Source organism: Algoriphagus machipongonensis, from assembly GCF_000166275.1.
Classification (GTDB): Bacteria; Bacteroidota; Bacteroidia; order Cytophagales; family Cyclobacteriaceae; genus Algoriphagus; species Algoriphagus machipongonensis.
In genome coordinates, this window is the sequence record NZ_CM001023.1 from 4,626,318 (window position 1) to 4,640,276 (window position 13,959).

13 protein-coding genes are annotated in these 13,959 nt (G+C 38.5%); 8 read left to right on the forward strand and 5 right to left on the reverse strand.

The annotated features are described in order from the left end of the window. Nucleotides 1-16: 16 nt before the first annotated feature. The 5 genes from porK to ALPR1_RS19630 all read right to left on the reverse strand — a co-directional run bounded on the left by porK (nt 17) and on the right by ALPR1_RS19630 (nt 5,977). Nucleotides 17-1,111 carry a T9SS ring complex lipoprotein PorK/GldK gene (porK, locus tag ALPR1_RS19610; protein ID WP_040303044.1) on the reverse strand — a complete coding sequence of 365 codons (1,095 nt, stop codon included), beginning with the start codon at nt 1,109-1,111 and terminating at the stop codon, nt 17-19. Nucleotides 1,112-1,289: 178 nt separating this feature from the next. Continuing rightward, nucleotides 1,290-2,270, reverse strand: a complete 981-nt coding sequence (locus ALPR1_RS19615; protein WP_008203300.1) for a PorP/SprF family type IX secretion system membrane protein — start codon at nt 2,268-2,270, stop codon at nt 1,290-1,292. A 76-nt stretch (nt 2,271-2,346) separates the two neighbouring features. Further along, a complete protein-coding gene (locus tag ALPR1_RS19620; RefSeq protein WP_008203301.1) occupies nt 2,347-3,120 on the reverse strand; it encodes a uroporphyrinogen-III synthase in 774 nt (257 codons plus the stop codon). 29 nt (nt 3,121-3,149) lie between these two features. After that, nucleotides 3,150-4,274 carry a DUF4271 domain-containing protein gene (locus ALPR1_RS19625; protein WP_008203302.1) on the reverse strand — a complete coding sequence of 375 codons (1,125 nt, stop codon included), beginning with the start codon at nt 4,272-4,274 and terminating at the stop codon, nt 3,150-3,152. Between the two features lie 2 nt (nt 4,275-4,276). Further along, nucleotides 4,277-5,977, reverse strand: coding sequence for a BamA/TamA family outer membrane protein (locus tag ALPR1_RS19630; protein ID WP_008203303.1), 1,701 nt, complete (start codon nt 5,975-5,977; stop codon nt 4,277-4,279). 42 nt (nt 5,978-6,019) lie between these two features. On the opposite strand from ALPR1_RS19630, the gene hemW reads away from it, so the two are divergent. From hemW to ALPR1_RS19665, 8 genes are all read left to right on the forward strand, one after another. Next, on the forward strand, nt 6,020-7,141 hold the full coding sequence (hemW, locus tag ALPR1_RS19635; RefSeq protein WP_008203304.1) for a radical SAM family heme chaperone HemW: 1,122 nt from the start codon (nt 6,020-6,022) through the stop codon (nt 7,139-7,141). An 11-nt stretch (nt 7,142-7,152) separates the two neighbouring features. Next, nucleotides 7,153-7,464: a DUF721 domain-containing protein gene (locus ALPR1_RS19640; protein WP_008203305.1), complete on the forward strand. Its 312-nt coding sequence runs from the start codon at nt 7,153-7,155 to the stop codon at nt 7,462-7,464. Nucleotides 7,465-7,579: 115 nt separating this feature from the next. Further along, a complete protein-coding gene (locus ALPR1_RS21080) occupies nt 7,580-8,089 on the forward strand; it encodes a hypothetical protein (RefSeq protein WP_008203306.1) in 510 nt (169 codons plus the stop codon). Between the two features lie 37 nt (nt 8,090-8,126). After that, nucleotides 8,127-9,641, forward strand: a complete 1,515-nt coding sequence (locus ALPR1_RS19645) for a PP2C family protein-serine/threonine phosphatase (protein WP_008203307.1) — start codon at nt 8,127-8,129, stop codon at nt 9,639-9,641. A 19-nt stretch (nt 9,642-9,660) separates the two neighbouring features. After that, nucleotides 9,661-9,993 carry an STAS domain-containing protein gene (locus ALPR1_RS19650; protein WP_008203310.1) on the forward strand — a complete coding sequence of 111 codons (333 nt, stop codon included), beginning with the start codon at nt 9,661-9,663 and terminating at the stop codon, nt 9,991-9,993. A 3-nt stretch (nt 9,994-9,996) separates the two neighbouring features. Next, nucleotides 9,997-10,410 (forward strand): ATP-binding protein, encoded by a 414-nt coding sequence (locus ALPR1_RS19655; protein WP_008203313.1) that lies wholly within the window; start codon nt 9,997-9,999, stop codon nt 10,408-10,410. 87 nt (nt 10,411-10,497) lie between these two features. Then, nucleotides 10,498-12,498 (forward strand): peptidylprolyl isomerase, encoded by a 2,001-nt coding sequence (locus ALPR1_RS19660; protein ID WP_008203314.1) that lies wholly within the window; start codon nt 10,498-10,500, stop codon nt 12,496-12,498. A 51-nt stretch (nt 12,499-12,549) separates the two neighbouring features. Further along, the gene (locus ALPR1_RS19665; protein WP_008203316.1) at nt 12,550-13,926 is read left to right on the forward strand and encodes a peptidylprolyl isomerase; all 1,377 of its coding nucleotides are present in this window, start codon (nt 12,550-12,552) and stop codon (nt 13,924-13,926) included. Nucleotides 13,927-13,959: the final 33 nt, after the last annotated feature.

Here is a 13,959-nt window from a genome sequence, read left to right on the forward strand (position 1 = left end):
TACTCTGAAATAGTGATTATCTCCTTCTTCTTCTAGAGGACTTAACATCCATAGAACCAGATCTACCGATAAACGTCATAACGGTTCTGAATCCTATGTGAGCTTGAGCCACATCTTCATACTCATAAGTTCTTGTGCTTGTCTCAAGGTAGTGAGCGATGTCTTTCCAGCTACCACCTCTTACAATTTTTCTTGGCTCATTTGGATCCTCATATACTGGGTTCAAGTCCCAAGTAATAGCGCTAGAAGTAGCAGCATATGCATCAAGCACCCACTCGGCTACATTACCAGACATATTATATAATCCAAAGCCATTTGGCGCAAAAACGTCAACCGGAGCTGTATAAGGGAATCCATCATCAATGTAATTTCCTCGACCCGGCTTGAAATTAGCCATTAGACAACCTCTCTTATTTTTAAGGTAAGGACCGCCCCATGGATATTTGGCAACATCTTTACCCCCTTTAGCAGCGTATTCCCACTCTGCCTCAGATGGAAGTCTAAACGGAGTCATATCATATTGTGATTCATCGTTAGCTCTCATATGATAGGTTCTCCATTCGCAATATTGCTTCGCTTGATTCCAGGAAATTCCTACAACAGGATAATTATCAAATGCCGGATGATCGAAATAGAACTCCATCAATGGGTCACCATAGTGATAAGAGAAACTTGTTGACCAAACAGTAGTATCTGGTTTCAGCTCTTCTAAGTCAAATGTTGGTGGCTCTTTTAATGTAGTAGGTGTACCCGTCTCTAATTGTCCACTTTTTACTGCTTCCAAAAACTGTCGATACTTATTATTGGACACCTCATATTTGTCCATGAAAAATTCTGAGATCGTAATTTGCTTGTTCATCGAAGATTGAGTGTAAGCAATATCTTCATCAGATTGTCCCATCCAAAAAGTACCTGCTTTAATGGGAACCATGTCTACAGGCAAATTCTGCTGCCAGCTTTCCCTCTTGGGAACTCCGGTAACTTCTCCTCTTCTATTAGCCTTTTCACTGGCAGACCCTTTCTTATTAAAGAGACCGCAGCCAGGTAATAGTGTCGCAACCGCCAACCCTAACGTAATTGGCAATAAGCGAAAATTCATTTTTTTATACATAAATGACGTTTTTGAGTTCATCAAAATAGTGGCTCAAATAAAATACACACAATCAGCGAAATTTAGCTGAATTTGGCTCAATAATGCAAATAACTTGCCAAATTTATCCGCTACGGATTTCTTGGGCTTAAGGTTCTATTTGGGTTAACTTTTTTCGGAACATTCTAACATTCAAGAATTAGAATCTAAATCGAGGCGTTCTTTGTATCACCCGTTCCACTTGCCTACTGATGTCTGATAAAGTATATCTCAACATAAGTTCATGACTTGTCGGAGCTTTGGCGGAAGCCCCACTGACAACTAAGTCAAAAGCATATCCCAATTTTAACGAATTATCTCTTAAAATACTGTAACCAAGTATAAAAGAAATTGATTCTTCCCCTCTATAGGCCAATCCACCACTTATTTTATTTGCGTGTGTTGCAATAACGCTCACATCATAAGAAAAATTATTAAATGAAACCGACTTTATCAGAAAACTTGGTTCAATGGCCAATTGGCCCACAGGTCTAAATCTATATCCAAACAACAAATAAGAATGATTCTTTAGCTGATTAGCATAAGAACCATCACCAAAATCAAAATCTGGCTGGTTTAGATGGCGACTACTTAATCCTATGTAATAATTCCCCCTATCAAATAAGAGGCCTGCACTGAAATTCAAATTCATTTGGCTCTCTTTACCCGCTGTGGGTAAATTTGGCTCTGGATTCACCACTACCAATTCTCCATAGTCAAGAGAACTGGAGAAAATCCCTACAGATGCACCAAATGAAATAGTAGCTCTATTGAATTTTCTATGATAAGAACCCTGGAGGTTTACTTCTAAATTAGAACTAGCACCAATTTGATCATTTACCAAAGTCAGTCCATATCCAATATTTTTAGAATCTAACCTTCCCTGAGCCGTGAGAAGCTGCGTTGTCGGCGCTCCTCCTTGGCCGGAAGAGGTACTGTAGTTGGCCCACTGCGACCTATGTAGGGCAGAAAACCGAAATCCTCCATCCTTACCAGCAAAGGCAGGATTATAATACATGCCATTGTACATGTATTGCGTAAACTGAGCATCTTGCTGGGCCATCACAGAAGTGAAGCTTACAAGAAACAATAAGACTATGAGACTCTTAAAAAAGTACTTCCAATGGCCGTTTTGAATCATTTGCGAGTGGTTTATTCCAATCTGAAAACTATTGTAATGATTTAAACTGAAAAACCACAGGTTTTGATTCTAAGATTTACAAATTATTCGCCTTTTTTATATAGAGCTCCAATGCTCCTGTCATACTTGGGGCATTTGGAAGCGGCGCTTCAATGTCCAAAATCAAATCTAAATCACGCACTGCTTTGGCTGTGGTTGGTCCAAAAGTCGCGATTCTGGTTTTTCCCTGAGTAAAGTCTGGAAAATTAACCTTTAATGATTTGATCCCTGAAGGACTGAAGAAGGCAAGAATATCATACTTCACTTCAGCTAAATCAGATAAATCCGCTGCAAGCGTATGATAAATGATCGCCTCAGTAAAATCTATCCCATTCTTTTCCATGTAATCTGGAATCACATCTTTTCTGATGTCAGAGCAAGGGAAAAGATACTTCTCAGATTTATGCTTTTTGAAGTAATCAAATAAATCCTCCGCTGTCTTTTGACCTACGAATAATTTTCGCTTTCGGATTACAATATATTTTTGAAGATAATGCGCTGTCTGATCTGAAATACAAAAGTACTTCATCTCTGCTGGCATTTCGATCTTAAAATCCTTACAAATCGCAAAGAAATGATCGATGGCATTACGGCTGGTGAAAATAATTGCCGTATGCTTTAAAATATCAATTTTCTGCTTCCTAAACTCCTTAGAAGGAACTGGCTCAACCTTGATAAACTGTCGGAAATCTATTTTTAAATTATACTTCTCCGCCAACTGTACATAAGGTGAATTACCACTTGCTGGTTTGGGTTGAGAAACTAGAATACTTTTTACTGGTCTTAACCTGTCTTTGCTGGTCGCACTCATGCTAGATATTTGCTTTGATTGTCCTAATCTTATTGTCCTAAAATCATGATCCACTTGGCTATGATTAAAAAGGGCACTAATTCCGCGATGCAAAGGTAAGTAAATAAATGATATTTCTTAAAGCTCAATCTATTCATCATAATGAAGAATAATCCCAGCACTCCAATGATATAAACCCAGAAAAAAGCTGATAATGAGACCCCTATGGCCTCTTTTGAAGCAGAAAAATCGTTAACTAAAAAAAATGCAATTATTAGCACCAAAGTCGCTACTGTCATTACCACCAAGCGCAATAGATAAAAGAAGTGAGCAAACTCAAGCTTTCCCAGATCAAATAAATAGGCAAATACTCGAATCCCGACAAACTTGATCATAGTCAGAAGAAAAAACCCAAAAGTCCCAATTAACCAAAGACTAATCAAAGAATTATAATCTACTCCAAACCAGACTTCTAACCATTCGATTCTATAAAAAACAAGCCCTATCACACCCACCAAAGCAGCCATCAAATTGACCATCAGGATATAAAACAACACATCCATCGAAAAGAACTTTTGAAGACTCCCTGTATCCGAGAAATCCTCTGCAGTAATAAGAGAATCCGGTCTAATCATGGATGCAAATAAATAGGGGTAGGCAACTTTATAAAATGCCATAATCAGCAGGATAACAAACACCGCAACAAAATAAAAATCACGCAAATCTTGCCTGTTGAACTCCCTTTGCTGCATTACTAATTCCCCTTCTGACTTACCTAAACTTTTTTCGGCCTTTGGTTTCAAAACTTTCTTGACGGATGCGTCCCCCAAAGAAATCCCCTTTTTAAACACAGTCAACTCTATTTCATCTGTACCAAACTCTTTAGACAAATCCATGATACTCCTAGAAAAAGTCGTATCTGCCTGGGAATAAACCCAAAGTTTCTCTCCAATGAAAACCACAGATTTCTCAGGAAACTCAAATGCAATATTGGCTAAAGGAAAAGTCTTTAAATCCAGAGGCAAAACCAACCGATCATTTGGGCTTACCCAGGATTCATCCTTTCCTGTCTCCCAATCATTGGTATAATCCTGCAAAACCTGCGAGCTTGCTTTGTGTCCAAAGCTTACCAAGGCCAAAAGGAAAAGGAAGTTGAAGAAAAAACGCTGGTTCATAATTAAAATCTCGCCAAGTACCCAAAATGGATTTTGGAATAAGAGAAAGACAAAGGTTGTAAATTAGATTTTCCCAATCCATAAATAAATCTAAAAACTCCATTGCCAGTCTCAAGATTTATTCCTGCACCAAAAGAAATTGGAATATCTCTGGTTAATTCCTCATAGGGGTTCGTCAGTAATCCTATATCAGAAAACAACATGAGATAGGAATTCTCTCCAAAAATCAATCGCTGCTCCATATTGAGGTAGCCATAAGTCTTCGCAAAAAAGAAATTTTCATTAAATCCTCTGATACTTTTTAGACCTCCAATCCTGAATAAATCATTTAAGAATAGGTTTTTATTTCTGGTGAATCCACCGGAACCTCGAAACCACATTCCCCACAATGGTCGAACATAAACGTGCTGTTCTACTTGAAAATTGCCCGTAACCTGAGGACTATTTAAGTCCAACCCTTGATAAACTTCAGAAGGTATACCCGTATTCTGTAAAATCTTTTTATTCCCAGTGGCCATCTCTATTTGAACTTTCATTCCTCTGCGAGGGAAAAACTGACTATCTAGCCAATTAAAGTTCAAGCCTATTCCATATTGATTCCATCGATAGTCGGCTACCTCTGGTAACTCCTTCAAATCTTGGTATCCAGAGGTGCTAATTAAATCACTAGCCTCTCTATTGGTAAAAAACCTAATATTTCCAGTTCCTGAAAAGCGATAGTCAAAGTCCAAAGAAAAAGCTCTCTTAATGAAAGTACTATCCTGCTTTAGCAAGTTAAAACCGAGCTGAACACTCAAAGGGGATCGAAAAATAAAAGACTCTTTTGCTTGAATGCCCAATGACTGACTTTGGGGATTCATTCTCAACCAGTGGACTGCTATATCTCTACCTTTCCCTCCCAAATGATAAAGCTCTAAATCCAATTGTCCCGTAATCAAGACTTTTCCGGGTTCATTTTCATTCGGCAAGAGACCTATTACCCCATCAATAACATTTACGTTGCGGTCTCTTAAATAAAAGGTGGGCTTCGCACTTTTATTTTGAAAACTTAACCCAGGCGCATTGCTAAGTTCAAAATAAGGAGTGTTTTGGAGTGTTTTGCTAGATTCAATAAACTCTTTTTGCGAGAATGGAGTACCTGGCTTAATTCCCGTGAGGTTTTGAATAAAAATAGCTTTGGTATTCGTATTGCCGGAAACCTCCACACTATCCCAGGTTATCAGGGGTCCAGTTTCAAGATTAATTGAAGCCAAAACCTCCTTCCCTTCACGCTGTAAACTATCTAGTCTTAGTTGAACAAATGGATAGCCCGAATTTTCAAAAAAATTCAAAACCTGACTGCTCCAATGATTCCACTCCGCAAAACTCGCCTTCCCAATTGGGATTTCTTCCCACACAGGATCGGGTACATTTCCCTTTCTTAACCCTACCAGTTTAAACCTGTCTCCAGACACTAGATTATATTCCAAAGAATCCGTTTTTTCAGTGGTTTTTTCCAAGTAAGCGGCTAAATACCCTTCTGCCACCGCAGTAGTTAAAATGGAATCAAGCGTGCTTTGAACCTTCAGTTCCTCATCAAAATATCTCCAGACTTCTTCGGTAGAATTATCATTCTTCACCTTCAACCAAAAGCCCCCTTGCGCCTGCAAATAGCCAGGACAAAAGAGAAGAATCAGAAGGCCAAAGGATAGGTACTTACTCAAGAGACTCGGGAATGATTATATTCGCAAAATAACAGAAATACATTGGCAGGCATTTATATCCACATACCATTTTGCAAACAAGCTTGTCATTACTGTGACTTCCACTTCAGTACCAACTTGAAAACCATGGAAGACATAGTGGACATGATTAAGCGCGAACTTCTTCTTAGAAAGGACTACCTCTTAAGCTCCCCTGTTGAAACAATCTATTTTGGAGGAGGAACACCTTCTTTGCTACAGCCGAAAATGATTGAGTCTATACTGGAACTTATTCAAAATGAATATTCCTGTGAATGGAAGGAATTAACCCTGGAAGCCAACCCAGATGATTTAAACCCTTCCAGTTTAGCCTCATGGAAATCTCTAGGAATAGACCGCCTAAGCCTAGGAATTCAGAGTTTCAACTCCGATGTATTGAAATTTTATAACCGTGCTCATACTTCTGAAGAGTCGATTCAGGCAATTGATAAAGCCCGAAAAATGGGATTCGAGAAGTTTAGCCTGGATTTAATTTATGGCTTTCCTTATAAAGACCATTCTATTTGGGAGCAAGATTTAAGTAGAGCTATTCAAATTGACCCGGGTCACATTTCAAGCTACGCGCTAACGATCGAGCCGAAAACAGCATTGGGAAATTGGGAAAAGAAAGGGAAGTTTTCTCCTGCAGATGAAGATTTTATCGCAGATCAATTTGAAATGCTTCAGAGTCGAATGGAAGATGCCAATTACATTCAGTATGAAATTTCGAATTTTGCCAAAGAAGACCAATACGCAATACATAACAGCAATTATTGGAAAAGCACTCCTTATCTGGGAGTAGGACCCAGCGCGCATTCTTTTGATGGAAAAAGCCGTGGTGCCAACCCAAGAAGCAATACCTCTTATATAAAATCCCTAAAAGAAAATGAGATTCCAACTGTCCATGAGCGTTTAAGTAGGGAGGATAATCTAAATGAGTACATTCTTACTGGACTCCGGACCATCTGGGGTATAGATTTGGATAGAATTAAGAATCAGTACCAGTTTGACCTGCGCAATCAAAAATCTTCTGTTCTAAACCAAATGAATCAGGAAGGTTGGCTGATATGGAAAGACAATCATCTATCTTTGAGTAAAAGTGGGAAGCTGCTGGCAGATAGTATTGCCGAGGCACTTTTCATCTGAAAACCATTTTCATGAATAAATTCAACCCCCATACCCGTAAAAAAGAATCCGCGCCATTGGAATCTGCTTTCAAGGATTTGTTAAAAGCCTATCGGTTAGAGGGTAAATTTCAAGAAAAAAGCCTGATCCAAGCTTGGCCTCAACTTGTGGGAAAAACAATTGCTGATCGAACAACCTCAGTCTTTATCAAAGAGAAAAAGCTTTTTGTCAAATTGAACTCTGGCCCTGTGAAAAAAGAATTGTTGATGAACAAAGGAAAAGTGATGACTCTAATTGAAGATCAGTTTGGGAAAGGTGTGGTTGAAGACTTGGTTTGTTTCTAACAGAAATCCACCAATCCCTAACAAAGTTTACTTTTTTTAACATTCGATCAAGGCACCTATTTTTTAGTTCTCTCAATATTTCTCACAGTTTGAGTATTATTGTGGAACAATATCCATGATCAAACTACCTAGCATCCATATAGGAAAACTCAGTATGCTCCTGGCCATCTTGGTCTGGCTATCGCTGCTATTTGTGGATTTGGTTCGCCTTTTTGGCATTCTCAACGAATTAGAATCAGGGATTGCTCAAGAATTTACCTGGATCTTAGAGATACTTTTTTTCCTTACAGTCTATATTTTTTACAATTTCTCAATCAACAAAAACAGCCAAAACGACTTCTTAAACCTTATTTGGCGGGCTGCCTCCACTGGAATAGTTGCGGTATTTGTTTCACTGATGATCAATATCTTCTATAACTTATTAGGAGATAGCAATTTGAGCAATGAGCCTTTTTTAAAGAACTTTTTCTATCATGTCAACTTTGCGTTAATCACCATATTTCTGATTTCAGGAGCATTGCTTTGGAAGCATTTGATACTTTATCAAAAAAGTAAACGCGTGGTTAAACAATGGCAGGTTTATGAAATCGCCATGCTAGCTGCCATGTTTTTATTTTTTCAATAAAAATATACTGGATTACAATTTCCTTTTCGGTTTCGTCTTGTTGACTGGCATAGGAATCCTTCTTTCTGCTAATCTAAAATGGATTCCCTATCTGACATTTAGAGAAAAATGGAAATCTCTACTTTTCCTGTTTATCATTCTGATTTGCTGTTTTTACCTATTCTATCAGGTTATCCAATACAGTGACAGAAGGCATTATGTTGTCAATTTGACCGACAACTTATTCTTGATGGCGCTTTTCAGCTTTATTTTCATCTATGCGCTATTTTGTTTTTTAGTCACTCTTTTCAATTTGCCAACCTCTTCAGTTTTTGAACAAAAACTTACGGAAGCCATCAATTTCCAACGATTGAGTCAATCGATTCAACCTGAGGAAAGTGAAGAGCAAGTGCTCGACATTTTAGTGGATTCCTGTATGAGTGCTTCTTATGCAGATGCTGCTTGGTTAGAGTTGGGAGATGAAGATGGACCTAATGGTATACTACAAGAAAGATTCCTAGATAAAGGTCTTCGAAAAGAGTTGACAGAGTTAATCCAAATTCAAAAGGTGGCTCAGGATTGGGCAGTAGAAAAACGGCCTGATAATTTAAATCCTCTTCCACTGAGACTAAATCACAACAGATTTGAATCAGTTCTTTTGGTTCCTTTGGTGATCAACAAGTCTGCGATAGGGAGAATGGTTTTATGCAAGGAAGTACGGGATGGCTTCAACAAGGAGATGGTCAATATCATCAGCACCTTTGTCAGACAAGCTTGTATTGCGGTAGAAAACCATCGTCTTTTAAATCAAGCAATACAAAACGAGCGATATCAAGAGGAATTGAAAATTGCTCAGAGGGTACAAAAATCCCTTCTCCCAACAAAACTGGACCACAATGACACCTTTGACATCTGCGCTTATTCCAATGCAGCTGATGAAGTAGGAGGTGATTATTACGATACATTTAAACTTGATGAAGAACGATACGTAATGATCATCGGCGATGTCTCTGGAAAGGGAACTTCAGCTGCATTTAACATGTCACAGATGAAGGGGATTTTCCAAAGTTTGATCCAACTTAACCTTGGTCCGGCTCAGTTTATGATCAAAGCCAATGCTGCTCTTAGCAGATGTTTGGAACGAAACCATTTTATCACCGCATCCATATTTCTAATAAATACAAAAGAACATTCCATCTGCCATGCACGTGCAGGGCATGTACCAACCCTGATGTATCAGGCCAATGAAAAAAAATCTGATTATCTGGGTATAGATGGCCTTGGATTGGGCATATTGAGAAACATGCAGTATGAAAAACACGTTGAGGAAAAGACATTTCATTATTCTTCAGGAGATGTGTTGGTACTATTTACTGATGGTATCGTGGAAGCAAAAAATCAGAAATCACAGCAATTCGGATTTGAAAGAATAAGAACCTTACTGGAAGTTTATCACGAGCTAAGTCCCAAAGAAATTCAGAACAAGGTTATTGACTCCCTTCATGCATATGTAGGAGGTGATGGGCTAATCGATGATGATTATTCTATCATGGTAGTCAAATTTTCAGATTAAAAAGAAACCAGCATAAACAATGCTTAACATAGAGAAACAAAAAGAAGCCAATCACGACATTCTATTGCTAAAAGGAGAGATAGATGCGAGTAACTCCATGGTATTGGATGAGGCAATGCAGGAACTTCTTACCGGTGGATCCAAGTCTATTTTGGTGGATGGCAGTGAACTGGAATATATCTCCTCAGCAGGTCTGGGTGTGTTTATGTCTTATTTGGAGGATTTTCAGGAGGAAGAGGTACAACTTAAAATCTATTCTCTAACTCCCCGTGTGATGGAAGTTTTCAAAATACTTGGACTCGACCAACTCATCACCATTTACAATAATAAAGAAGAAGCTTTAGAGGCTTAATGAATGAAGCATCAGTTACAAATATATTGTAAAACCACTGCGTTGGCAGACCTGAGAAGCTTCTTGCAACAAAGACTGCAGGAGCTAAAAATGTCTGACAAAGACCAACACCAATTAACATTGGCTGTGGAAGAGGTATGTGCAAACCTCATCATACATTCTCACAATTGTAATGGAAGTGATATTATTCGACTAGAAATTAAGGATTCTCCAGAAAAAATAATTTTTGAAATTACCGATAATGGCAAAGCCTTCAATCTTTTGGATTATGAAGTCCCAGACTTGAAAAAAGTCGTAAGTCAAAAAAGAAAAGGTGGTTTGGGCATCATTTTGGTAAAGACTATCATGGATGAGATAGAATTCGAGTCCAACAAGGGGACCAATACATGCCGATTGATCAAGTGGTTTCGATCCTAATTCTTGTTAAATCACTGATACTGCATTCATTTCCCTTTATTATCTGATAAATTTGTAAAATTGCACTGAATTTAAGGCAAACAGTACATGAACTACCGAACCATTTCGGCCCTTGTTTTATCACTATCCCTAGTTTTAGCGACTTTCTACCCTTTATTGGCTGAGATACAAGCCCAAGGGCAGGATGAGTCACTGATGACTATTGGAGGTAAACCCGTAGAAAAAGACGAGTTGATCTACCTGATCTCTAAAGGAAAAGATTCAGATCCTTCATCTACAGGTATGTCCAGAGATGAGTTTGAGGAAAACCTCAATCAATTCATCAACTATAAGCTAAAAGTAAGAGAAGCCGTTGAGCTTGGAATGGATGAGTCTCAGGAATTTTTAATGGAATTCGAGTCCTATAAAGAAAACCTGAAAGCTCCCTACCTTATCAAAAATTCCTTGGAAGAAGGTGAACTTCGAAAAGCCTATTCCAGGATGCAAGAAGTAGTACGTGCCAGCCATATTCTATTTCAATTCCCGCCTAATGCAAGTCAGGAAGATAGTCTAAGTGTGTTGAGGATGGCTCTGAAAGTAAAGGATCAAATCGAGAACGGTGGAGATATCAATGAATTGGCTTTAGAATATTCCGAGGATCCTTCTGCAAAACAGAACAAGGGGGATTTGGGTTATTTTACAGCTCTTCAAATGGTTCAACCTTTCGAAGATGCGGCTTTTTCATTACAAGCAGGGCAAGTTTCGGATCCTGTCATGACTAATTTTGGATATCACATTATTAAGGTACTCGACAAGCGACCTAATCCTGGTCAAGTAAGAGTTTCACACATCCTAGTGAGAATTGATGCTGATGATCCAAATGCAGAAGATCTAGCTCGAAGAAAAGTTGCAGACATCTATACTGAAATTCAGAAAGAAAATACAGTCTGGGAGAATATTGTAAAAAACTATTCAGAGGACCCTGCTTCCAGCCAAAATGGAGGAATGCTGCCTTGGTTTAGTGTGGGATCGATGATTCCCGAATTTGAGATGGCTGCATTTTCACTGACTGAAATCGGAGAAGTTTCACCTCCGGTAAAAACGAAATACGGATACCATATACTTAGGCTGGAGGACAAAAAGCCAATTGATTCCTTTGAAGATTTAGAGGAAAGTATCCGATCCAGAATTATGCGCGATTCCAGGTCTACCATGATCCAATCACAAGTAATGGCAATTCAGAAATCCAGGTATTCATTCGATGAAAATGAGACTTCGATAGGAAACTTGGAGTCGGAGCTCAAGACATTTACTCAAATTCAACTTCCTGGTGCCGTTGCAGCGAAAGGTTTAGACAATAATGAGCTTTTCACCTTGCAAGGAACCACCTATACGATGAGTGATCTGGTCAATTTCATTGAATCTGAAGAATTGAAAATCCCAGTGAAAACAAGTGCATTTGATGCATGGTATGATCGATTTACTGCCGCAAAATTAAATGAAACCGAGGAGCAAGATATCCTTCAAAACAATAAGGAATATCAAATGCTGCTGAAGGAATATCACGATGGCATTTTAATGTTTTCCTTGATGAATCAGGAGGTTTGGCAAAAAGGTCTTCAAGATTCCTTAGGACAAAGATCATTCTATCAAGAAAACATTCAGGATTACCAGTGGGATGAGCGCGTGGATGCTTTTATCGTGAAAGTTTTGGATATGAATCAGCTGAACGAGGCAAGAGCAAAGTTGAGGGGAAGTACTTTATCGACAGAGCTTATTTCCAGCTTTGAGTCCGAATTTAAATCCAATAATCCGCTTGCTTATCAAACAGAAAGTGGATTGTTAGAATTCAACAATCACCCAGTTCTTTCAGAGGCAAATTTGAATGAAAGCTATCAAGAAATTGAAGTAAATGGACACTTACATTTAATTGTATTAGGTGATAAATTGCCCGCTGGTCCAAAGGATTTTAGTGAAACAAGAGGCTTAGTCATTCGTGATTATCAAGAATTCTTGGAAAAATCGTTGACCGATAGGCTGAAAGAAAAATACCCAGTACAGATAAATAATAAGTCTAAGGAAGAAGCTTTTGTTTCCTTAAACCAATAAATAACGTAAAAGACTATACTCAACCGAAATAACGGATTGAACCAAATACCAATGAAAATACTAAACCGATTTACACTGACTTTACTGTCATTTTGGATGATTTTACCACTGGCCGCCCAAGAAGCACCTGCAAACGGTTCAGGTCAGGTTTTGGATAAAATCGTCGCAAAAGTAGATAACAATATCCTTTTAGAATCTGATATTCAAAGAGCTTACTTAGAAGCGTTAGCACAAAGACAAGAAGGAGTAACCCCTCCTACCAGATGTGAGGTTTTTGAGTCCTTGATGGTAAATAAACTAATGGTGGCCAAAGCTGAAATTGATTCTGTCGTGGTAACCGATGCTGAGGTTATGCTTCAGACTGACCAGAGGTTCAACATGGTTTTACAGCAATTCGGAGGTAATGAAGAGACTCTTGCCGAGGTATATGGCAAAACTGCTGATCAGATTAAAACAGAAATAGAAGACGTCATTAAGGAGCAGCTCATCGTACAAAGGATGCGTGGTAAAATCACCGAAGGGTTGACGGTATCACCAGCTGAAGTTAGAGCCTTCTATAATGCGATTCCAAAAGATTCTTTACCTCTATTTACTTCAGAAGCTACTGTAGGTCAAATCGTAAAGAAACCAGAAGTTAGTCCAAAGATTAAAGAGGAGATTTTTGAGAAACTTAGACAGTTTAAGCAAGACATTTTAGATGGAAAATCAACTTTCTCTGAGCTTGCCACTGCTTATTCAGAAGATCCTGGATCAAGAACACAGGGCGGAGATTTAGGATTTTTCAGAAGTGGAGAATTAGCCCCAGAATATGAAGCTACTGCATTGGCATTAAAGCAAGGAGAAATTTCCGAGCCGGTGGAATCTGACTTTGGAATCCACTTGATCCAGCTCTTGGAGAAGAGAAATGGTTCTTTCAATACGCGTCATATCCTAATGATACCAAAACCATCAGAGGATGATTTGAAAAAAGCGGAGAGATACCTAGATAGTCTTAAAACAGAAATCAATAACGGAACCATTGAGTTTGCTAAAGCTGCGAAGGAATTATCTGATGATAGAAACACTTCTGATAACGGCGGATTCTTTGTGGATCCTGCCACTAATTCCAATAGACTTTCACTTCGTACATTAGAAGATCCGGTGCTCTATTTCACTATTGATAGTATGAATGTTGGAGACATCACGAAACCAATTCAATTTGAAAATCCTAGAGAGGGAACCATGTTGCGTATTCTTTACTATAAAGCAAAATATCCAGCACATAGAGCCAATATGGAGGATGATTATGAAAAACTGAAAGCAGCTACTTTGAGGAAGAAAGAAGACGAACTCTTAGGCAAATGGTTTGTCACTGCCAAGGAAGATGTGTTTATCGATATAGATCCCTCTTACGACCGTTGTAATGCATTAGAAGATCGAGGTAAATAAAGAAATAAAGTGAACAAAAAATACCGGTAGAAA

Bases quoted from the DNA above. Each gene is read 5' to 3' on its own strand.
- porK (WP_040303044.1), bottom strand. From the start codon at position 1,111: ATGTATAAAAAAATGAATTTTCGCTTATTGCCAATTACGTTAGGGTTG.
- ALPR1_RS19615 (WP_008203300.1), bottom strand. From the start codon at position 2,270: ATGATTCAAAACGGCCATTGGAAGTACTTTTTTAAGAGTCTCATAGTC.
- ALPR1_RS19620 (WP_008203301.1), bottom strand. From the start codon at position 3,120: ATGAGTGCGACCAGCAAAGACAGGTTAAGACCAGTAAAAAGTATTCTA.
- ALPR1_RS19625 (WP_008203302.1), bottom strand. From the start codon at position 4,274: ATGAACCAGCGTTTTTTCTTCAACTTCCTTTTCCTTTTGGCCTTGGTA.
- ALPR1_RS19640 (WP_008203305.1), top strand. From the start codon at position 7,153: ATGAATAAATTCAACCCCCATACCCGTAAAAAAGAATCCGCGCCATTG.
- ALPR1_RS21080 (WP_008203306.1), top strand. From the start codon at position 7,580: ATGATCAAACTACCTAGCATCCATATAGGAAAACTCAGTATGCTCCTG.
- ALPR1_RS19650 (WP_008203310.1), top strand. From the start codon at position 9,661: ATGCTTAACATAGAGAAACAAAAAGAAGCCAATCACGACATTCTATTG.
- ALPR1_RS19655 (WP_008203313.1), top strand. From the start codon at position 9,997: ATGAAGCATCAGTTACAAATATATTGTAAAACCACTGCGTTGGCAGAC.
- ALPR1_RS19660 (WP_008203314.1), top strand. From the start codon at position 10,498: ATGAACTACCGAACCATTTCGGCCCTTGTTTTATCACTATCCCTAGTT.
- ALPR1_RS19665 (WP_008203316.1), top strand. From the start codon at position 12,550: ATGAAAATACTAAACCGATTTACACTGACTTTACTGTCATTTTGGATG.